This is a genomic window from Burkholderia diffusa, from assembly GCF_001718315.1.
Taxonomy (GTDB): domain Bacteria; phylum Pseudomonadota; class Gammaproteobacteria; order Burkholderiales; family Burkholderiaceae; genus Burkholderia; species Burkholderia diffusa_B.
In genome coordinates, this window is sequence record NZ_CP013362.1 from 3,036,986 (window position 1) to 3,057,890 (window position 20,905).

Below are 20,905 nucleotides of genomic sequence, written 5' to 3' on the forward strand. Positions count from 1 at the left end.
GGGTTCCTTGCTTCTTGCCTTTCCTACAGTTCGACGCTCGACAGCGCCGGTTCGAGGGCCGCCTTCGGCAGCTTCGCGCGCCGCTCGGGCGGCAGCGCCTGGAGTGCGCGGCGCCCGCGCAGCCCCAGGAAATATTCGTGGATGAACGGATGGTCGACGCTCGCGGCCTCCTCGACCGGCGCCGCGACCAGCACCTTGCGATCGGCCAGCACCGCGACGCGCGTCGACAGCGCGACCATCGTGTCGAGATCGTGCGTCACCATCACGACGGTCAGCCCGAGCGTGCGGTGCAGCGTCGCGATCAGCTCGACGAATTCGTCGGACGCCTGCGGGTCGAGGCCGGCGGTCGGCTCGTCGAGGAACAGCAACTCCGGCTCGAGCGCGATCGCGCGCGCGATGCCGACCCGCTTCACCATCCCGCCCGACAGCGCGGCCGGCATCTTCGACGCGTGCTTGCACGGCAGCCCGACCATCTCGAGCTTGAGCATCACGATGTCGTGCAACAGGTCGGGCGGGACGCGGCCGAGCTCGCGCAGCGGCTGCGCGACGTTGTCGAACACCGTCATCGACGAGAACAGCGCGCCCTGCTGGAACAGCATTCCCGAACGCGTGCGCATCATTCGCGCGGTCGCGTCGTCGATCTTCGACGTATCTTCTCCAAACACCTTGATCGTGCCGGAAGTCGGCCGCTCGAGGCCGAGGATCTGCCGCACGAGCGTCGTCTTGCCCGAGCCCGAGCCGCCGACGATCGCGACGATCTCGCCACGTCGCACGTCGAAATCGAGCTTCTGATGAATGATGTTGCGCCCGTAGCGCTTCGTCAGGTTGCGTACCTCGATCACGAGGTCGTCGCCGCGCGCTGCCGCCGCCGGCGGCGTGCCGACCATGCCCGCGCCGATTGCCGCCGCGTGGGCGCTGGCGGCATCTGCCGGCACGGCATCGGCCGCGGATTCTTTCGACGCGTTCATCCGAGCCCCACGTTCTGAAACAGGATCGCGAACACCGCGTCGGCGAGGATCACCACCGTGATCGACGTCACGACCGACGTCGTCGTGCCTTCGCCGAGGCTCTGCGAGTTCGCCTTGATCCGGAAACCGAAATGACATGCGACCAGCGCGATCAGCATGCCGAACACGACACCCTTGCCGAGGCCGATGTACAGGTTCGCGATCGGCACGACGCCCGGCAGCGAGCGCACGAAATAGTTGACGTCGATCCCGAGCACGAATTTCGCGGCGAGCGCGCCGCCCGTGAGCGCGACGACGTTGGTCCACATCACGAGCAGCGGCATCGCGACGCCGAGCGCGAGCACGCGCGGCAGGATCAGCCGCAGCCCGTGCGGAATGCCCATCACGCGCATCGCGTCGAGCTCCTCGGTCACGCGCATCACGCCGATTTGCGCGGTGATCGCCGAGCCCGAGCGGCCCGCGACGAGGATCGCCGACAGCACGGGCCCGAGCTCGCGAATCACCGACAGCCCGAGGATGTTCACGATGTAGCGGTTCGCGCCGAACATCTGCAGTTGCTGCGCGGACAGATAGCTGAGCACGATGCCGATCAGGAATGCGACCAGCGCGGTGATCGGCAGCGCCTGCGCGCCGGCGCTGTAGATGTTCGCCGAGGTTTCCTTCCACGGCATCGTCTGCGGACGGCGCAGCACCGACAGCGCATCGAGGATCACGAGGCCGAACATCGCGATGCCGCCCTGCAGATGTTCGCCGAACGTGAAGATCGCCTGGCCGAGGCGCGTGACGGGATCGAAGCGCACGATGCGCTCGGGCGCCTCGCGCTGGCTGTCGAGACGCTCGATCCGCTCGAAGATCGTGCGCTGCGTGGCGGTCAGCGCGACGCCGGCCGGCAGCTTGCGGCCCCATACGCGCCACAGCGCCTGGCCCCCGACATGGTCGAGCCGCTCGATGCCGGACAAATCCCATTCGTTCACGCGCCCGGACGCGATGCCCGCGATGCGGCGCGCGACCTCGCCGCGATTGCGCGCGAGCGCGAGCGCGGTCCACTGGCCGGTCAGGCGCACCGTCTGGCCCTGGCCGCCGGCGTCGACCGACAGGCCGGGAGGTGTGTCGAAGTCCAAGGGCGGGTTGTTTGCAAAAGGATGACAGCGGCCATTGTAGCGAACCGTCCGGCGGCGCGACGTGAGGATTTCCGTCGGGGCGCGCAGTCGCGCGCGGCCGGCGCGGACGCCGGGCCAGAGGTGCGTCGTCGACGGTGTCCGACCCGTCACGGCGCGGCGTTCCCCGCCGCAACGCCGCGCGGCACACGCGACCTTTCATTCTTCCGTCACGTTTCCTTTCGATACTCTCACGCGCCGCACGTCAGGCCGTCGGCGCCCGCGCCGCCATTTCGTGGCGCGCCTCGCGATTCATAGAACAGAACACCAAACAGGACAATCGATGCGTCTCCCTCCGCTTACCCGCCGCCGCGCGAGCACCGCCGCCGCGCTCGCCAGCCTCGCCTTCGCCCTCGCCGGTTGCGGCGGCGACGACGTCACGGCCCCATCGTCGCAGACGCAGGCCCAGGCCCCGGCCGGCACGACGGCCACGCTCGCGCTGCTCGAAACGACCGACCTGCACACCAACGTGCTGTCGTACGACTATTTCAAGCTCGCCGCCGACAAGTCGCTCGGTTTCGAGCGCGTGTCGACGCTGATCGCGCAGGCGCGCGCGCAGTATCCGAACACGCTGCTGCTCGACAATGGCGACACGATCCAGGGCACCGCGCTGTCGGATTATCAGGCGCTCGTGAACCCGCTCGGCTGCGACCAGACGCTCGCGATCTACAAGGTGATGAATGCGGCGAAATTCGACGGCGGCGGGATCGGCAACCACGAGTTCAACTACGGGCTGCCGTATCTGTCGCAGGTGACCGGCAACACGTTCGACGTCGACGGGCTGCCGGCCCCCGCGCAACAGAAGAAGTGCGCGGGCCCGAACTTCCCGCAGGTACTCGCGAACGTGATCAGCGCGCGGACCAACGCGCCACTGTTCACGCCGTACACGATCCTGACCCGCACGGTGACGGCCGTCACGCCCGACGGCAAGACCGTCAGCGCGCCGGTGAAGATCGGCATCATCGGCTTCACGCCGCCGGCGATCATGAGCTGGGACAAGCGCTGGCTCGACGGCAAGGTCTACACGACCGGCCTGAAGGAAGCGGCCGAGAAGTACATCCCGGAGATGCGCGCGAAGGGCGCCGATCTCGTTGTCGCGATCTCGCACGGCGGCCTCGACAATTCCGCGTATTCGCCGACCATGGAAAACGGCAGCTGGTGGCTGTCGAAGGTGCCCGGCATCGACGCGATGCTGATCGGCCACTCGCACCAGGTGTTCCCGGACGCGAACAGCACCGTGGCGCAGTTCAACCTGCCGGGCGTCGACAAGGCGAAGGGCACCGTCAACGGCGTGCCGACCGTGATGGCGAATTACTGGGGCAAGCATCTCGGCGTGATCAAGCTCGGCCTGAAGTTCGACGGCAACACGTGGAGCGTCGACAAGTCGCAGACGACCGTCGAAGCGCGGCCGATCCAGAACGCGGACAAGAGCTACGTCGCCGCCGATCCGTCGGTGTCCGCCGCGATCGCCGCCGAGCACCAGGCGACGATCGACTACGTGAAGACCCCGATCGGCTCGACCGACTACCGGATGAACTCGTACTTCGCGGACGCCGGCGATCCGGGCGCGATCCAGATCGTCAACGAGGCGCAGGCCGACTACGTGAAGACCTACGTGCAGGCGAACCTGCCGCAATACGCGTCGCTGCCGGTGCTGTCGGTCAGCGCGCCGTTCAAGAGCGGCTTCGGCGGCGGCAGCGACTACACCGACGTCGCGCCCGGCGCGCTCGCGATCAACAACGCGGCCGACCTGTACCTGTATCCGAACACCGTGTACGCGGTGAAGGTGAGTGGCAGCGACGTGAAGAACTGGCTCGAGACGGCCGCGAAGCGCTTCAACACGATCGATCCGGCCAAGGCGACCGTGCAGCCGCTCGTCAGCAGCTTCCCCGGCTACAACTTCGACATGTTCACGTCCGCGGATCTCGCTTACGAGATCGACGTCACGCAGCCGGTCGGCAGCCGGATCAGGAACCTGACGTACAAGGGCGCGCCGATCGACCCGAACGCGCAGTTCATCATCGCGACCAACAACTACCGCGCGAGCGGCGGCGGCAACTTCCCGGGCCTCGACGGCAGCAAGACGATCTTCGCGTCGCCGGACGCGAACCGCGACGTGCTGATTTCGTTCATCAAGAAGCGCGGCGCGATCACGCGCGCGGCGGACGGCGCGCAGCGCAGCTGGCGCTTCACGAAGCTCGCGAGCTCGGTCGCGCACGTGCAGTTCACGTCCGCGCCGAACCGGCTCGGCGACGCGGCGGCAGCCGGCCTGACCGGCCTCACGCAGGTCGCGGCCGACGACGGCTCGGGCAAGAACCTCGCCATCTACGAGATCGACCTCACGCAATGAACACGAGACCCGCGATGCAACCGATCCGGACGATGCGTCCGGCCGAGTCCGGCTTCTCCGGCGCCGCGCGACGCGTGCTGCGCGCAAAGCTGCCGCCCGCCGCGCTGCTCGCGGCGGCGGCCGTGACCGTTGCGGCCGTCGTCGCGGCGACCGGCTGGCGCGCCGCCGGCCCCGCGCCGAGTGCCGCCCAGCTCGACGAATGGCAGGCGATGGTCGCGCAGGCCGTCGAGCCGCACGCGCTCGCGCAGTTGCGCACCCTCGCGCGGCGCGGCTCGGGCGACGCGCAGGCGGCGCTCGGCATCGCGCTCGTCGATGCGCGCGAGCCGGGGCTGCGCGACGAGGGGCGCGGCTGGCTCGAAACCGCCGCGCAGGCGGACGGCCGTACCGACACGCCGGCCGTGCGGCGTGCGCAGCTTGCGCTCGGCAAGGCGCTGCTGCTCGGCAGCGGCGACATGCCGAAGGACTACGCACGCGCCCGCACGCTGCTCGGCGAAGCGGCCGCACAGGGCGATCCGGCAGCCGCGTATTACCTCGGGCTGATCTATCGCAGCGGCTACGGCATCGCGGCCGATCCGGCGCAGGCCGCGCACTGGTTCGCGATCGCGTCGCGCGTGGACATCCCGGCCGCGGACTTCATGCTCGCCAACGCGTACCGCGAAGGCAGCGGCGTGCCGCGCGACGAAGCGCGCGCGCTCGCGCTGTATCGCCGGGCGGCGGAACACGAGTTGCCCGAAGCCGTGCAGACGCTCGCGATGGCGTATCGCAACGGCGAGCTGGGGCTGCGCGCCGACGCGGACGAGTTCCACGCGCAGTGGATCGAGACCGCGCATGCGTTGAAGCATCCGGTCGTCGCGCCGTGACGGTGCGTCGGCGGCGCCGGCGCGAACGCGGCGGCCGAGCGATGCTGGGTGCGACGAGCATGACTTGACGCGCCGCGCATCGATCGCCCGCAACGGGAATCGATGCGCGGCGCGCGGATCGTCGGGAGTCGGGCCGCCAGGGCGCAGCCCTGAATGGCAAGACGCTGCTTGCCCACGAAACGACGTCTGAAGAAGACATCAACGCGCTGGAACAGAAGGAGAAGCACCAAGTCGCGCGGCGGCGGCCCTGCGCAGGTCGCGTGCGGGCCGCGCGTCCGCGGCCCCGCCTGCCATGCGCGCCGCCCGGCACGCACTGTCCCCCTGTGGCTACAATAAGCGCCATGAACGCCCCCACCTCCTCCGACATGCCCGATTCCGGCGACGCGCACATCGCGCGCAACCGGCTCGAGGCACACCTGGACGCCGGCCCGCGTGCGTGGCCGCTCGACATCGTTGCCGCCACCGGCTCGACCAACGCCGACGTCGCGACGCGCCTCAAGGCGCTGCCGCGCACCGCGAACGCGCTGCCCGCGCCGCTCGTGCGCGTCGCGTTCGAGCAGACGGCGGGCCGCGGCCGGCAGGGGCGCCCCTGGTTCGCGCAGCCCGGCAACGCACTGCTGTGCTCGGTCGGCTGCATCGTGCCGCGCCCCGTCGATGCGCTCGGCGGCCTCAGCATCGCGATCGGCGTCGCGCTCGCGGAAGGGCTCGCCACGCTGCCGCTCGACGCCCGCACGCGCGTCGCGCTCAAGTGGCCGAACGACCTGCTGCTGACGGCCACCGACGACGGCGCGCCGCGCATCGTCGGCAAGCTCGCCGGGATCCTGATCGAAACCGTCTGGACCACCGCCGACGCGACCGCCGTCGTGATCGGTTTCGGCATCAACGTGCGCGGCGCGGAAGCCGTCGCCGCGCAGGTCGATGCACTGCGCGCGCGCGAAGCGACGCTCGCGAGCGGGCTGCCGCCGGCCGCGTTGTCGGCCGCCTGCGCGTCGGCGAACCTCACCGATACGCTCGCCGCGGCGCTGAACGCGCTCACGCCCGCACTCGCGCAGTTCGGCACCGACGGGCTCGCGCCGTTCCTGCCGCGCTGGCACGCACTGCACGCGTACGCGGGACGTGAAGTCGTGCTGCTCGAACAGGGCGTCGAACGCGTGCGCGGCATCGCGACGGGCATCGACGCGACCGGCCAGCTGCTGCTCGACACGCCCGACGGCATCCAGGCGATCGCGGCCGGCGACGTCTCGCTGCGCGAAGCGCAATGAACGACCCGCATCTGCTGATCGACGCCGGCAACAGCCGGATCAAGTGGGCGCTTGCCGACGCGCAGCGCACGCTCGTCGACACCGGCGCGTTCGGCCATACGCGCGACGGCGGTGCCGATCCCGACTGGTCGGCTCTGCCGCGTCCGCGTGGCGCATGGATCTCGAACGTCGCGGGCGCCGACGTGGCCGCGCGGCTCGATGCGCTGCTCGACGCCCGCTGGCCGGGCCTCGCGCGCACGACGATCCGCTCGCGGCCTGCGCAATGCGGCGTGACGAACGGCTATACGACGCCCGAGCAGCTCGGCAGCGATCGCTGGGCCGGCCTGATCGGCGCACGGGCGGCGTTTCCGGGCGAGCATCTGCTGATCGCGACGTTCGGCACGGCAACGACGCTCGAAGCGCTGCGCGCGGACGGCCGTTTCACTGGCGGGCTGATCGCGCCGGGCTGGGCACTGATGATGCGTGCGCTCGGCACGCACACTGCGCAGTTGCCGACGCTCACGACCGACATCGCGAGCGGGCTGCTCGCGGGCGGGCGAGCCGAGCCGTTCCAGGTCGATACGCCGCGCTCGCTGTCGGCTGGCTGCCTGTACGCGCAGGCGGGGCTGATCGAGCGCGCATGGCGCGATCTCGCCGATGCATGGCAGGCGCCCGTGCGCCTCGTGCTGGCGGGCGGCGCGGCGGACGACGTCGCGCGCGCGCTGACGCTGCCGCATACGCGACACGACGCGCTGATCCTGTCGGGGCTTGCGTTGATCGCCGCGGAAGCGGCGGCGCAGGATTGACGGCAACCGGCCGGCATCGCGCCAGTCGCGTCGATGGATGCCCGGCTGCGGGCATCGTCACGGTGAAGATGGAAAACCGGGCGCCGGCGTTTGCGCCCATGCAGACACCCGGCCGCATGGGCATGCGGCCCGGCCGACGCGTACGATCGCCCGCGGCAGATCAGCGACCCCGCGCGCCGTGCGGCCGGCCCGACCGAACGATTGAACGACTCAACAACGACGAGGAGTATCGACGATGCTGCGCTGGCTGATCGCTGTTCTCATTCTCGCGAACCTGCTGGCGTTCGTCGCGGTGCGCGGTGTGTTCGGGCCGCTGCCGGCGGCCGGCCCGCGCGAACCGGGCGTGTTGGCCCGGCAGGTTCGGCCCGATGCGTTGCATGCGATGCCGCTCGCGCAGGCGAGCGATCAGCCCGTGATCGGCGGCCCGATCGGCGCGCCGGCCGTAACGGCCGAGCCGCTCGCGGCCTCCGCGCCCTGACGGCGCGGCACCCGCATCAAGACTGCTGCGCGCGCACCTTCTTGAGCAGCGCGGTGGTCGAGCGGTCGTGCTCGAACGGAATCGCGAGCGCACGCCCGCCCCAGCCGCGCACGATGGCCGATTCCGGCAGCGCGTCCATGTCGTAGTCGCCGCCCTTCACGAGAATGTCCGGACGGACGGCCTCGATCAGCGACACCGGCGTCTTTTCCTCGAATTTCACGACCCAGTCGACGCTTTCCAGCGCCGCGAGCAGCGCCATCCGGTCTTCCTCGCGGTTGATCGGACGGTCGTCGCCCTTGCCGAGCATGCGCACCGACGCATCGCTGTTCACACCGACGATCAGGCACGCGCCGAGCGCCTTCGCATCGGCGAGATACGTGACGTGGCCCCGGTGCAGGATGTCGAACACGCCGTTCGTGAACACAACGGGCGAAGGCAGCGAAGCGCGCAGGGCAACCAGGGCATCGCGGGTGATCAGCTTGCGTTCGAAGGTAGCGGACATGATGAATTTCGGATGGCGTGAGCGGCGCGCGGTGCACGTCGCAGCGGAACACGGCGGCGCCAGATAAAAAGCCCGCCGGATGGTCGGGCGGGCTTCATGCGGAACTACACTGCGGCGATCGCGGCCGGCGTCGCTTCATGCCAGCTTCGATGCCGCGCAGCCTCAGGCCGGTTGCGCGGCCGACGACGGGCCGCTTTCGGACTGCAGGCGGCCAGTGACTTCCTTGCGGTAGCGGTTCAGTTCCTGGGCGGTCGCGAACGTGCGCTCGAACAGGATCGACAGGTTGTGCAGGATCCGTTCGACGACCTTCTTTTCCCACTCGCCGTCGAAGCGGATCTGCTCGTCGAGCCAGCGCTCGAGCCATTCCGGATCGGGCAGGCGGGACTGCACGGTGTCGCGCGGGAACAGCGCCTGGTTCACGTGCAGGTTCGTCGGGTGCAGCGGCTTCTCGGTGCGGCGCGCCGACGCCATCAGCACGCCGATTTTCGCGAACGCCGCACGCGCGACGTCGCCGCAATTGTTCAGCGCCTTCTTCATGTAGCGCAGGTATGCGCCGCCATGGCGTGCTTCATCGCGCGAGATCGTTTCGTAGATGTGCTTGATGACCGGCTCGGTGTGCCAGTCGGCCGCGCAGCGATACCAGTGGTTCAGGCGGATCTCGCCGCAGAAGTGCAGCATCAGCGTCTCGAGCGGCGGCGCCGGATCGAACTCGAAGCGCACTGCGTGCAGTTCTTCTTCGGTCGGCACCATTTCAGGCCGGAAGCGGCGCAGGTATTCCATCAGCACGAGCGAATGCTTCTGCTCCTCGAAGAACCACACGCTCATGAACGCGGAAAAGTCGCTGTCGTGCTGGTTGTCGCGCAGGAACATTTCCGTCGCGGGCAGCGCCGACCATTCGGTGATCGCGTTCATCTTGATCGTCTTCGCCTGCTCGTCGGTGAGCAGCGAAGCGTCGAACTTGTCCCACGGAATGTCCTTCTCCATGTCCCAACGGACAGCTTCGAGCGACCTGTAAAGTTCCGGATAAAGCATGGTGTTCATGATGGTCCCACCCCTGTTCTGCGCAATGCGACTTCTCTAAACGTGACTGTTGCCGCGCCAGCGCGCGAACGCGCCTTTTGCAGCCAAGACTCTAATTTTACGCGTGTATCCAGCCCCCGGACGCAGTTTCCGCTTCCGGCAGCCGGGCGGCCGCGCCGCCTTGAAGCACGACGGCCCCGCTCCGCTCGAACGGAACCGGCCGTGCGTGCCTGATGTGGGGGGCCGGCGCAGGCCGGCTCGGTGGCGAGCCCGCCCGGCGCCACGCGGTTCCCGGACGGGTCCCCGTGCGACCGCCGGACCGACGGGCTGCTCGATATGGTGTATACGGCGGCGGCCATGATAGCACGCGCGCATGACGGTTCCGAGACGCGGAACCGGTCTCGCGCCGCCAACGGCGGTGCGGCGTTCGGTCGCGGGCGGCCGTCGCGAAAACGCAACCGGTATGTAAGCTTCATCCGCTTCGGCCACGCGCCGCTCCGCGTCAGACCCGTATTTCGCCCGCCGCACGGCCGCCCTGCGGCGACATGCCGGATGCCGGCGCGCTGCCGCCATCGGCCCCGGCGATCCAGTTCGCCAGCGTGTCGCGCTGCGCGCGCCCGTCGCGATAGCCGAGCTCTATCAGTTCGCGCGTGAACGCTTCCTCGAACAGCAGGTAGCTCGCGAACGACGCGCCGGCCGGCTGGCTGCCGCCGATCGCGCCGAGCAGCCCACGCATGGTTGCCGGCATCTGCTTCAGGTGTTTCGCTGCGATCAGCTCGATGCGCTCGGACGGCGCGATCGCGAGCACGTCGACATGCCGCCAGCCGCTATCCACTTCGATCTGGTGCGGCAAGTGCTCGATCATCCGGTTGATGTGCTCGATCCGCTCGATGTCCGAGCCGATCGAGTCGAGAAACACGCTTGCGAGCACCTGCTGGCCGATCTGCGCGAGCGTCGGGTAGCCGCGCACCCGCCCGGAGCCGTTCGCGGCCGGAATCTCGGGCCGCGGGTCGGCCGCGCCGACAACGACGATCCGGTTCGCGCCGAAGTGGATCGCCGGCGACAGCGGCGCGACCTGCCGGATCGAGCCGTCGCCGAAATATTCGATCTGGCCGTCGAGCACCAGCGGCACGGCCGGAAACACGAACGGAATGGCCGACGACGCAAGCAGGTGCGATGCCGACAGATCGACGAGCCGCGCGGTGCGCTGCGCACGCCGCCATGCCTGAATCGGCTCGGCGGCCTGGTAGAACGTCAGGTGCCGGCCGCTCGAATAGCTGAGCGCCGTCACCGAAAGCGCGTGCAGCAGGCGGCCCTCGAGCATCTGCTCGATCCGGTGAAAGCTCAGCTCGCGCTGCAGCAGGTGCGCGAGCGGCGCGTTGTCGAGCAACCCTCGCGGCGAGCGGCGCGCCGCCCAGCCGAAGGTCATCGTCGCGAGCCAGCGTGCACCCGCCGCCGCGATGCCGAGCCAGTCGGTGCGATACACGTAGTCCGCGCGCAGCGGCTCCCAGAATTCGAGGAGCCGCCGCACGCCGTGCGAAAAGTCGTCCGCGTGGCTCGCGATCGAGGTTGCATTGATCGCGCCGGCCGACGAGCCGCAGACAACCGTGAACGGCACCGTGTGCCGGTTCGGATCGGCCTCGCGCGCGATCTCGGCCAGCGCCTTCAGCACGCCGACCTGGTAGGCGGCACGTGCGCCGCCCCCCATCAGCACGAGCGCGAGCCGCATGATCGACCTGCTATCCGGTTCGCGTCACGTCGAGCGCTTCGGCGGACGCGTTTCGGGCGACGAGGCGGCCGCCGCGCGCGCCGCGGCCGACCCGGCCGGCTTCGCGCGCTTCGCGGCCGGCTTGCGCGGCGCGGCGGCCGCGGCCGGTGCGGGCCGTTCCGCCTGCGCCGTCGATTCAGGCTGCCCGGACGACGCAGCGCCCGGCGCCGCGGGCTGCGCGCCCGGCTGCGTCATCGCGAGGCTCGCGAGCTGGTTGAACTGCGCCTGCAGCAGGTTCCACCAGCCGGCCGGGTCGAATGCCTGCTGCGCGGCGTCGCCTGCCGGCGGTGCGTCAGCCGCGGCAGCAGCATCCGCTTGCGGCGCATCGGCGCGCGGCGCGGACGCCGCTTGCGCGGCCGCGACCGCCGCTTCCTCGGCCGCCGACATCGAGCTTTGCGCGAATGCGCCGAACGCGCGCAGCGTCGCGAGCGTCGCGCGCTGCACCTCGAGCGCCTGGATCGCGGACTGCAGCATCCCGAGATTGAGCTTGAGCCACTGCTCGACGGCACGCAGATCGGTGATCCGCTTGTCTAGCTCCTCGACGCTCGTGAGCGGCGCCATCATGTCGGACATGCTCGACAGCGACGGCGGCAGCCCCGATGCGGCGCCGGGAAACGACGCCATCCCGCCGAACGGCGACATCCGCATCATGTCCCACATCCGGTCGAGCATGTCGGCAGGCTTGAAACCGGCAAAGCCGGCGAAAGGATTGGAGCCGGAGGCATCGGTCGTCATACGGGCATCCTGGTTGACTGGGTGGGCGATGCGGCCGGCACGAGTCGCGCGGCCGCCCTTGGTCCGATCATAGCGCGCGTCAGAACGGAGCGTCGCCGGGGAAGTCGGGCGGGCGCCGCTCGCGCAGCGAGCGAATGCCTTCCTGCACGTCGGGCCCCGAGAAGCCCATGAATTCGAGCGCGAGCGACGTATCGAAGGCCGGCCCGGCACTGCGCAGCCAGTTGTTCAGCGCGTACTTGGTCCAGCGGATCGCCGATTGCGACCCGTGCGCGAGCCGCTCCGCGACCTCATACGCCTTCGGCAGCAGGTCGGCCGGCTCGACCGCGAGCGACACGAGGCCGATCCGTTCGGCCTCCTCGCCGCTCACCGGTTCGCACAGCAGCAGGTAATACTTCGCCTTCGCCATCCCGCACAACAGCGGCCACACGATCGCCGCGTGATCGCCGGCCGCGACGCCGAGCCGCGTATGGCCGTCGATGATGCGCGCGTCCTTCGCGGCGATCGAGATATCGGCGAGCAGCCCGGCGACGAGCCCCGCGCCGACGGCCGGGCCGTGCATTGCGGACACGATCGGCTTGCTGCAGTTGATCACGTTGTAGACGAGGTCGCGCGCCTCGCGCCACACGCGGGCGCGCACGTCGAAGTCGTTCGCCATCGCCTCGACGAGCGCGAGATCGCCACCCGCCGAAAATCCCTTGCCCTCGCCGCGGATCACCGCGACGCGCGTGTCGGGATCACGGTCGACGTCGCGCCAGATGTCGGCGAGCTCGCGATGCATGCGTTCGTTCGCGGTCGCGAGCCCGCTGCGGTTCGCGCCCTCGCCGCTCATCACGATGTCGAGCACGCCATGCTCGCGGCGCGTCACCTTCAATGCTTCATAACCGCCGTATGCGGCGAGATCGGCCATGCGCAGCTCCCGGGTTCCTGAAATGCCATCAACGTTTGAAACGTCTGAATCGAGTGTAGCCAAGCCCGCGCGGCCAAACATCGGGCGAAACCCGGCGCGCGGGCCGCGGCCGGGCTTCGCGCGGGCGTTCAGGCCGCGCCGTCGGGCGGCGCGACGGCCTGCTCGATCGCGCCGAAGATCGACTTGCCGGCCGCGTCGAACATCTCGATGCGCACGGTGTCGCCGTAGCGCATGAACTCGGTCTGCGGCGCGCCGTGCTCGATCGTCTCGAGGCAGCGCTTCTCGGCGATGCAGCAGTAGCCGCGCTTCGCGTCCTTGTTCGACACCGTGCCCGAGCCGACAATCGAGCCGGCACGCAGGTTGCGCGTCTTCGCCGCATGCGCGATCAGCTGGCCGAAGTGGAAGACCATGTCGGTGCCCGCGTCGGGCTGGCCGACTTTCCTGCCGTTCCAGTGGACGATCATCGGCCGGTGCACGCGGCCTTCGCGCCATTCGTCGCCGAGTTCGTCGAGCGTCACCGCGACCGGTGCGAATGCGGTGGCCGGCTTGCTCTGGAAGAAGCCGAAGCCCTTCGCGAGTTCGGCCGGAATCAGGTTGCGCAGCGACACGTCGTTCACGAGCGTGACGAGCCGCACGGCCTTCAGCGCGTCGTCGGGCGATGCACTCATCGGCACGTCGCCGGTGATCACCGCGACTTCGGCCTCGAAATCGATGCCCCACTCCTCGGACGGGCACACGATGTCGTCGCGCGCACCGAGGAAATCGTCGCTGCCGCCCTGGTACATCAGCGGATCGGTCCAGAACTCCGGCGGCATCTCGGCACCGCGCGCGCGGCGCACGAGCTCGACGTGATTCACATAGGCGGAGCCGTCGGCCCACTGGAACGCGCGCGGCAGCGGCGCCATGCAGTTCGCCGGGTCGAATGCGAACGCGTTGCGCGCGCGACCATGGTTCAGCGCGTCGTACAGGTCGCGCAGTTGCGGCGCGTAGAACGCCCAGTCGTCGAGGACGCGCTGCAGCGTCGGTGCGATCGCGTCGGCGATCGCCGCGGTGTGCAGGTCGCGCGACACGACGATCAGCTGGCCGTCGCGCGTGCCGTCCTTCAGCGATGCAAGTTTCATGGGGTATCTGCCGTTGTAGTGACGATGGAGGGAATCTATTTTACGATGGTGAATCCATGCGGCGCGCCACGATCGTGCACGCCGTTTTCGTCCCGACCCTTGTCGCCTTGTCGCGCCCCGTTGCCCATGCCCGCCAGCCCGCTCCCCGACGACGATCTCGTCGATTCCGACACCGACGACACCGGCTCCGGCGAGCCCGGCGAAGGCGGCGAGAAGGTCCGCTCCGGCATCCAGTCGATCGAGGTCGGCTTCCGCCTGCTCGACGTGCTGACGAGCGAGCCGCGCGCGATGATGCTGCGCGATCTCGCGCAGCGCGCGGGCATGAGCCCGGCGAAGGCGCATCGCTATCTGGTCAGCTTCTTGCGGCTCGGCGTCGTGTCGCAGGATCCCGTATCGGGCCGTTACGAACTCGGCGGCTTCGCGCTGCAGATGGGCCTCGCGCGGCTCGCGCGCGTGGACGGCGTGAAGCTCGCGCGGATCGCGCTGACCGAATTGCGCGACCGCGTCGACCAGACGGTCGGCATCGCGGTGTGGGGCAATCAGGGGCCGACGATCGTGCACTGGATGGAGTCGAGCCACCCCGCGAAGGCGTCGCTGAAGCTCGGCGACGTGATGCCGCTGCTCGGCTCCGCGACGGGCCTGCTGTTCGCCGCGTATCTGCCGCGCAGCAAGACCGCGGCGATGCTCGAACGCGAGCTCGCGGACACGCGCCGCTCGCCGCATCACGGCGGCCCGCGCACGCTCGACGAAGTCGAGGCGGTGCTCGCCGACGTGCGCGCGCATCAGGCCGCGCGCGTCGAAGGGATGCTGCTGCCGACAATCCACGCGTTCTGCATGCCGGTGTTCGATGCGGTCGGCGAACTCGCGCTCGCGATCGTCGCGCTCGGCCAGGAAGGCACGTTCGACATCGCGTGGGGCGGCGAAATGGACACCGCGCTGCGTGCATGCGCGCAGAAACTGTCTTACGAACTCGGCTATAGTCCGGACGCACGCGACGCCTGACACGCGGGGCGTGCGACACCCGCGCGATGTACCGCGAACGCGCGGCGCATCCGGCGGTCCGAACGCTGTGCGCGCCACGCGCCGCGACCGCCCCAAACCTTGCTCCGTTTCGCCGATGCCGCCTGCCGACACCCGTCCTCGTCACGCCCTGCCCCGCCACTGGCTGCGCGTGGGCGTCGCGCTCGTCGTCGTGCTGGTGCTGCACGCGCTCGCGGCGTTGTGGCTGACGCGCAGCCGCGACGCATTCACGCCGCCTGCGCCCGCCGAGATACCGGTGCAGATCGAGCTGCTCAAGCCGCAGCGAATCGAGCGCGGGCCTGCGCCGAAGCCGGCCGAGCAACCGACCAGACAACCGGCCGAGCCAGCGCCGGCCAAGCCGGCCGCCGCCGCACCGAAGCCTGCAGCGAAGCCCGCGCCGCCAGCCGAGCCGGTCCTCACGTCGACGCAGACGGCCGAGCATGGCGAACCGCCGGCCGCTGCCTCCGCCGCAAGCGGCGCGGCAGGCGCATCCGGCACGCACGCGGCATCAGCCGGCGAGGCCGGCAGTGCCGCGACGCCCGGCCCCGCGACGAGCGGCGTGAAATTCGCGGCGCCGCCGCCCGGCGACCTGCAGTACGACACGTTCTACAACGGAATGCAGAACATGATCGGCACGATCCACTGGCGCACCGACGGCCATACCTACGACCTGTCGGTGTCCATGCCCGTGCCGTTCGTCGGCCCGTTCACCTATCGCAGCGAAGGCCGTATCGACGCATTCGGCATCGCGCCCGATCGTTATGTCGAAAAGCGCGGCAAGCGGCCCGAGGACATCGCGATCTTCAACCGCGAGATCCACCAGGTCGTCTTCACGCGCACGCCGAACAACGCACCATTGCCCGACGGCGTGCAGGACCGCTTCAGCATGCTGATGCAATTGTCGGGGCTCGTGCGCGGCAATCCGTCCGCCTACAAGCCAGGCGTCACGCAGCAGTTCTTCGTGATCGACAACAACAACGGCGAGACCTGGCCGATCACGGTGATTGGCGACGAAGATGTGCAGACGCAGGCCGGCAGCGTCCGCGCACGCCACTTCATGCGGCTGCCGCGCCGCGACGGCGACACGCGCCGCATCGACATGTGGCTCGCGCCGTCGCTCGGCTGGCTGCCCGCGCGGCTCGTCCAATCGGAACCGAACGGCTCGCAGATCGAGCTGCTGTGGCATGGCCGGCTCGCCCCGCCCGGTGCGCCCGCCGTTGGCGAGACGCAACGCGCAACGAACGAAGACGCAACGAACGCGCCTGCCAGCGGACCGGCCCTCGCCGCACCGGCTGCGGAGCCGGTACAACCCGCGCCGCCGCCCGCCGGGCAGGCGTCCGCGCCGGCGGCTGCACCGGCGGCCTCGTCGCCACCCGCGCCGTGACGATCGACCAATCGGCAATTTCGACCGATTAAAGCTCTCGCCAAAATGGCCGATGACACTCTTTAACAACTATTTCGGTGCACCGGATCACAATAAGAAACGTTTGAGAGATATCGGCTTCTAACCCGATACACCCCACGCAAAGGGAGAACGGGGTGTGCTGCGCAAGCCCCTTGAAACCGGCAAGGTCTGCCCCACCTACGGGACAACAAGGCCAGATGCCACTGCGAAGAGGAGTGCCGCCATGCAAATGATCTACAACAGCCCGAACTACTGCGTCGTCGAATTCGCGCCGCAGGCCGGCCACCATCTGATGAATGCCGGCGGATACGAAATCGTCGACAAGAACGCGCAGCGCGAGATCTTCATCGACGGCGAGCTCGCCGAGCGATTCCGCGCACACGTGAAGCAACTGATCGAGGATGAACCGTCGCTCGACGAAGTGGACGAATTCCTCGGACAGTTCGACAGCCTGATGATGATGCCCGTCGTCCTGCACTGACGACCTGCGGCCCGGCGCATCGCCGGGCCATTCGCCGCGTTCGAGCGGCGCCGCGAGCACTCCGATCCAAGCCCCCGTCCGGTTCGCCGGGCGGGGGTTTTCCTTTGGTGCGGGCCGGGCGGCGCCCCGGCGCACCGGCTACAATGACGGTTTTCCCGTCTTCGCCGCTCTTCCGCCATGTCCGCGACTCCTCTCGCCGCTTCCGCCCCGCTCGACGCGCCCTACACGCGCGGCGCCGACCTGCCCGCGCTGCTGAAATCGCGCATCCTGATCCTCGACGGCGCGATGGGCACGATGATCCAGCGCTACAAGCTCGACGAGGCCGCGTATCGCGGCGAGCGTTTCAAGGATTTCCCGCGCGACATCAAGGGCAACAACGAACTGCTGTCGCTCACGCAGCCGCAGATCATCAGCGAGATCCACGACCAGTACTTCGCGGCCGGCGCGGACATCGTCGAAACCAACACGTTCGGCGCGACGACGGTCGCGCAGGCCGACTACGGGATGGAAGACCTCGTCGTCGAGATGAACGTCGAATCGGCGCGGCTCGCGCGCGCATCGGCCGAGCGCCATGCGACGCCCGACAAGCCGCGCTTCGTCGCCGGCGCAATCGGGCCGACGCCGAAGACGGCGAGCATCTCGCCGGACGTCAACGATCCGGGCGCGCGCAACGTCACGTTCGACGAGCTGCGCGACGCGTATTACCAGCAGGCGAAGGCGCTGCTCGACGGCGGGGTCGACCTGTTCCTCGTCGAGACGATCTTCGACACGCTGAACGCGAAGGCCGCGCTCTTCGCGCTCGACGAACTGTTCGAGGACACCGGCGAGCGCCTGCCGATCATGATCTCGGGCACCGTGACCGACGCATCGGGCCGCATCCTGTCGGGCCAGACGGTCGAGGCGTTCTGGAATTCGCTGCGCCACGCGAAGCCGCTCACGTTCGGCCTGAACTGCGCGCTCGGCGCGGCGCTGATGCGCCCGTACATCGCCGAGCTCGCGAAGCTGTGCGACACCTACGTGTCGTGCTACCCGAACGCCGGCCTGCCGAATCCGATGAGCGACACCGGCTTCGACGAGACGCCGGACGTCACGTCGGGCCTGCTGAAGGAATTCGCGCAGGCCGGGCTCGTGAATCTCGCGGGCGGCTGCTGCGGCACGACGCCCGAGCACATCGCCGAGATCGCGAAGGCGCTCGCCGACGTGAAACCGCGCCGCTGGCCGAGCCAGTACAGCGACGCCGCCTGACCCGAACGCATCAACGCCCTACCTCACACGAATTCGCACCGCCATGACCGATCACATGATGCGCCTTGCCGGCCTCGAGCCGTTCAACGTCACGTCCGGGACGCTCTTCATCAACGTCGGTGAACGCACCAACGTCACCGGCTCGAAGGCATTCGCGCGAATGATCCTCAACGGCCAGTTCGACGAGGCGCTCGCCGTCGCGCGCCAGCAGGTCGAGAACGGCGCGCAGGTGATCGACATCAACATGGACGAGGCGATGCTCGATTCGAAGGCGGCGATGGTGCGCTTCCTGAACCTGATCGCATCCGAGCCGGACATCGCGCGCGTGCCGATCATGATCGATTCGTCGAAGTGGGAAGTCATCGAAGCGGGCCTCAAGTGCGTGCAGGGCAAGGCGATCGTGAACTCGATCTCGCTGAAGGAAGGCGAGGAAGCGTTCCGCCACCACGCGAACCTGATCCGCCGCTACGGCGCGGCCGCGGTCGTGATGGCGTTCGACGAGAAGGGCCAGGCCGACACCTACGAGCGCAAGATCGAAATCTGCAAGCGCTCGTACGACTTCCTCGTGAACGAAGTCGGCTTTCCGCCGGAAGACATCATCTTCGACCCGAACATCTTCGCGGTCGCGACCGGCATCGAGGAGCACAACAACTACGCGGTCGACTTCATCGAGGCGACCCGCTGGATCAAGCAGAACCTGCCGTACGCGAAGGTGAGCGGCGGCGTGTCGAACGTGTCGTTCTCGTTCCGCGGCAACGACCCGGTGCGCGAGGCGATCCATACCGTGTTCCTGTACCACGCGATCCAGGCGGGCATGGACATGGGCATCGTGAACGCGGGCCAGCTCGGCGTGTACGCCGATCTCGACCCGGAGCTGCGCGAGCACGTGGAGGACGTGATCCTGAACCGTCGCGCGGATTCCACCGACCGCCTGCTCGAGATCGCCGACAAGTTCAAGACCGGCGCCGCGAAGAAGGAAGAGAACCTCGAATGGCGCAACCAGCCGGTCGAGAAGCGCCTCGCGCATGCGCTCGTGCATGGCATCACGAACTTCATCGTCGAAGATACGGAAGAAGCGCGCGCGGCCATCGCCGCGGCCGGCGGCCGCCCGATCAACGTGATCGAAGGCCCGCTGATGGACGGGATGAACATCGTCGGCGACCTGTTCGGCCAGGGCAAGATGTTCCTGCCGCAGGTCGTGAAGTCGGCGCGCGTGATGAAGCAGGCGGTCGCGCACCTGATCCCGTTCATCGAGGAAGAGAAGCGCCTGCTCGCGGAAGCGGGCGGCGACGTTCGCGCGAAGGGCAAGATCGTCATCGCGACCGTGAAGGGCGACGTGCACGACATCGGCAAGAACATCGTGTCGGTCGTGCTCCAGTGCAACAACTTCGAAGTGGTCAACATGGGCGTGATGGTCCCGTGCAACGAGATCCTCGCGAAGGCGAAGGTCGAGGGCGCGGACATCATCGGGCTGTCGGGCCTCATCACGCCGAGCCTCGAGGAAATGGCGTATGTCGCGTCCGAGATGCAGCGCGACGACTATTTCCGCGTGAAGAAGATTCCGCTCCTGATCGGCGGCGCGACGACCTCGCGCGTGCACACGGCCGTGAAGATCGCTCCGCACTACGAAGGCCCGGTCGTCTACGTGCCGGACGCTTCACGCTCGGTGTCGGTCGCGTCGAACCTGTTGTCGGACGAAGGCGCGGCGAAGTACCTCGACGAACTGAAGTCCGATTACGAACGCATTCGCGACCAGCACGCGAACCGCAAGGCGCAGCCGATGGTCACGCTCGCCGAAGCGCGCGCGAACAAGACGAAGATCGACTGGGCGGGATACCAGCCCGTGAAGCCGAAGTTCATCGGCCGCCGCGTGTTCAGGAACTACGACCTGAACGAACTCGCGAACTACATCGACTGGGGCCCGTTCTTCCAGACCTGGGACCTCGCGGGCCCGTACCCGGCGATCCTGAACGACGAGATCGTAGGCGAATCGGCGCGGCGCGTGTTCTCCGACGCGAAGTCGATGCTCGCGCGCCTGATCCAGGGCCGCTGGCTGACCGCGAATGGCGTGATCTCGCTGCTGCCGGCGAACACGGTGAACGACGACGACATCGAGATCTACACCGACGAGTCGCGCTCGGAAGTGCTGATGACGTGGCGCAACCTGCGCCAGCAGAGCGTGCGACCGGTGGTCGACGGCGTGATGCGCCCGAACCGCTCGCTCGCCGACTTCATCGCGCCGAAGGAATCGGGCGTCGCCGACTACATCGGGATGTTCGCGGTGACGGCCGGCCTCGGCGTCGACGTGAAGGAAAAGCAGTTCGAAGCCGACCACGACGACTACAGCGCGATCATGCTGAAGGCGCTCGCCGACCGCTTCGCGGAAGCGTTCGCCGAGGCGATGCACGCGCGCGTGCGCCGCGAATTGTGGGGCTATGCGAGCAGCGAGACGCTCGACAACGACGCGCTGATCGCCGAAAAGTACGCGGGCATCCGCCCGGCGCCCGGCTACCCGGCGTGCCCTGACCATCTGGTGAAGCGCGACATGTTCGCCGCGCTGCATGCGGACGAGATCGGCATGAGCGTCACCGATTCGCTGGCGATGCTGCCGGCGGCCAGCGTGTCGGGTTTCTACCTCGCGCACCCCGACAGCAGGTATTTCTCGGTCGGGAAAATCGGTCAGGATCAGCTTGAGGACTACGCGCAGCGGATGGCACTGTCGCTCGACGACGCGCGCCGCGCGCTCGCGCCGCAACTCTGATCGATGCACGACCGGGGCGGCCTCGCCGCCTTTTGATCAGACAAATAAAAAGCCCGCATCGCGCGGGCTTTTTCTTGCCT

18 protein-coding genes are annotated in these 20,905 nt (G+C 68.7%); 10 read left to right on the forward strand and 8 right to left on the reverse strand.

What is annotated here, in order from left to right:
* Nucleotides 1–23 precede the first annotated feature (23 nt).
* Both WI26_RS14000 and WI26_RS14005 read right to left on the reverse strand, forming a co-directional pair.
* Nucleotides 24–968: an ABC transporter ATP-binding protein gene (locus WI26_RS14000; protein WP_060325029.1), complete on the reverse strand. Its 945-nt coding sequence runs from the start codon at nucleotides 966–968 to the stop codon at nucleotides 24–26.
* Entirely contained in the window at nucleotides 965–2,089 is a 1,125-nt protein-coding gene (locus tag WI26_RS14005; protein ID WP_059465895.1) for an MlaE family ABC transporter permease, read from the reverse strand. The genes WI26_RS14000 and WI26_RS14005 overlap by 4 nt, the downstream gene beginning before the upstream one ends.
* A 319-nt stretch (nucleotides 2,090–2,408) precedes the next feature.
* On the opposite strand from WI26_RS14005, the gene WI26_RS14010 reads away from it, so the two are divergent.
* From WI26_RS14010 to WI26_RS14030, 5 genes are all read left to right on the forward strand, one after another.
* Nucleotides 2,409–4,475, forward strand: a complete 2,067-nt coding sequence (locus WI26_RS14010; RefSeq protein WP_069226208.1) for a bifunctional 2',3'-cyclic-nucleotide 2'-phosphodiesterase/3'-nucleotidase — start codon at nucleotides 2,409–2,411, stop codon at nucleotides 4,473–4,475.
* Between the two features lie 14 nt (nucleotides 4,476–4,489).
* Nucleotides 4,490–5,335, forward strand: a complete 846-nt coding sequence (locus WI26_RS14015) for a tetratricopeptide repeat protein (protein WP_069226209.1) — start codon at nucleotides 4,490–4,492, stop codon at nucleotides 5,333–5,335.
* 341 nt (nucleotides 5,336–5,676) lie between these two features.
* On the forward strand, nucleotides 5,677–6,597 hold the full coding sequence (locus tag WI26_RS14020; RefSeq protein ID WP_069226210.1) for a biotin--[acetyl-CoA-carboxylase] ligase: 921 nt from the start codon (nucleotides 5,677–5,679) through the stop codon (nucleotides 6,595–6,597).
* On the forward strand, nucleotides 6,594–7,382 hold the full coding sequence (locus WI26_RS14025) for a type III pantothenate kinase (protein ID WP_069226211.1): 789 nt from the start codon (nucleotides 6,594–6,596) through the stop codon (nucleotides 7,380–7,382). The genes WI26_RS14020 and WI26_RS14025 overlap by 4 nt, the downstream gene beginning before the upstream one ends.
* 235 nt (nucleotides 7,383–7,617) lie before the next feature.
* Complete coding sequence (locus WI26_RS14030; protein WP_069226212.1) at nucleotides 7,618–7,860, forward strand: hypothetical protein; 243 nt, start codon at nucleotides 7,618–7,620, stop codon at nucleotides 7,858–7,860.
* A gap of 16 nt (nucleotides 7,861–7,876) precedes the next feature.
* Here the strand turns inward: WI26_RS14030 and rfaE2 are convergent, their stop codons facing one another.
* The 6 genes from rfaE2 to WI26_RS14060 all read right to left on the reverse strand — a co-directional run bounded on the left by rfaE2 (nucleotide 7,877) and on the right by WI26_RS14060 (nucleotide 13,913).
* Complete coding sequence (rfaE2, locus tag WI26_RS14035; RefSeq protein WP_059451616.1) at nucleotides 7,877–8,362, reverse strand: D-glycero-beta-D-manno-heptose 1-phosphate adenylyltransferase; 486 nt, start codon at nucleotides 8,360–8,362, stop codon at nucleotides 7,877–7,879.
* A gap of 162 nt (nucleotides 8,363–8,524) precedes the next feature.
* Nucleotides 8,525–9,403, reverse strand: coding sequence for a ferritin (locus WI26_RS14040; protein WP_059451551.1), 879 nt, complete (start codon nucleotides 9,401–9,403; stop codon nucleotides 8,525–8,527).
* Between the two features lie 481 nt (nucleotides 9,404–9,884).
* Nucleotides 9,885–11,111 carry a patatin-like phospholipase family protein gene (locus tag WI26_RS14045; RefSeq protein WP_069226213.1) on the reverse strand — a complete coding sequence of 409 codons (1,227 nt, stop codon included), beginning with the start codon at nucleotides 11,109–11,111 and terminating at the stop codon, nucleotides 9,885–9,887.
* A gap of 24 nt (nucleotides 11,112–11,135) precedes the next feature.
* Nucleotides 11,136–11,885 carry a PhaM family polyhydroxyalkanoate granule multifunctional regulatory protein gene (locus WI26_RS14050; RefSeq protein ID WP_069226214.1) on the reverse strand — a complete coding sequence of 250 codons (750 nt, stop codon included), beginning with the start codon at nucleotides 11,883–11,885 and terminating at the stop codon, nucleotides 11,136–11,138.
* Between the two features lie 79 nt (nucleotides 11,886–11,964).
* Nucleotides 11,965–12,792, reverse strand: a complete 828-nt coding sequence (locus tag WI26_RS14055) for an enoyl-CoA hydratase/isomerase family protein (RefSeq protein ID WP_069226215.1) — start codon at nucleotides 12,790–12,792, stop codon at nucleotides 11,965–11,967.
* A gap of 128 nt (nucleotides 12,793–12,920) precedes the next feature.
* The gene (locus WI26_RS14060) at nucleotides 12,921–13,913 is read right to left on the reverse strand and encodes a fumarylacetoacetate hydrolase family protein (RefSeq protein WP_059465886.1); all 993 of its coding nucleotides are present in this window, start codon (nucleotides 13,911–13,913) and stop codon (nucleotides 12,921–12,923) included.
* A gap of 126 nt (nucleotides 13,914–14,039) precedes the next feature.
* On the opposite strand from WI26_RS14060, the gene WI26_RS14065 reads away from it, so the two are divergent.
* The 5 genes from WI26_RS14065 (at nucleotide 14,040) to metH (ending at nucleotide 20,825) form a co-directional block, all read left to right on the forward strand.
* On the forward strand, nucleotides 14,040–14,915 hold the full coding sequence (locus WI26_RS14065; protein ID WP_059465885.1) for an IclR family transcriptional regulator: 876 nt from the start codon (nucleotides 14,040–14,042) through the stop codon (nucleotides 14,913–14,915).
* A 115-nt stretch (nucleotides 14,916–15,030) separates the two neighbouring features.
* Complete coding sequence (locus WI26_RS14070) at nucleotides 15,031–16,317, forward strand: DUF3108 domain-containing protein (RefSeq protein ID WP_069226216.1); 1,287 nt, start codon at nucleotides 15,031–15,033, stop codon at nucleotides 16,315–16,317.
* Between the two features lie 244 nt (nucleotides 16,318–16,561).
* Complete coding sequence (locus tag WI26_RS14075) at nucleotides 16,562–16,819, forward strand: DUF3567 domain-containing protein (protein ID WP_006477667.1); 258 nt, start codon at nucleotides 16,562–16,564, stop codon at nucleotides 16,817–16,819.
* Between the two features lie 177 nt (nucleotides 16,820–16,996).
* On the forward strand, nucleotides 16,997–18,064 hold the full coding sequence (locus tag WI26_RS14080) for a homocysteine S-methyltransferase family protein (protein WP_059465883.1): 1,068 nt from the start codon (nucleotides 16,997–16,999) through the stop codon (nucleotides 18,062–18,064).
* Between the two features lie 43 nt (nucleotides 18,065–18,107).
* Complete coding sequence (gene metH / locus WI26_RS14085; RefSeq protein ID WP_059541181.1) at nucleotides 18,108–20,825, forward strand: methionine synthase; 2,718 nt, start codon at nucleotides 18,108–18,110, stop codon at nucleotides 20,823–20,825.
* Nucleotides 20,826–20,905 lie beyond the last annotated feature (80 nt).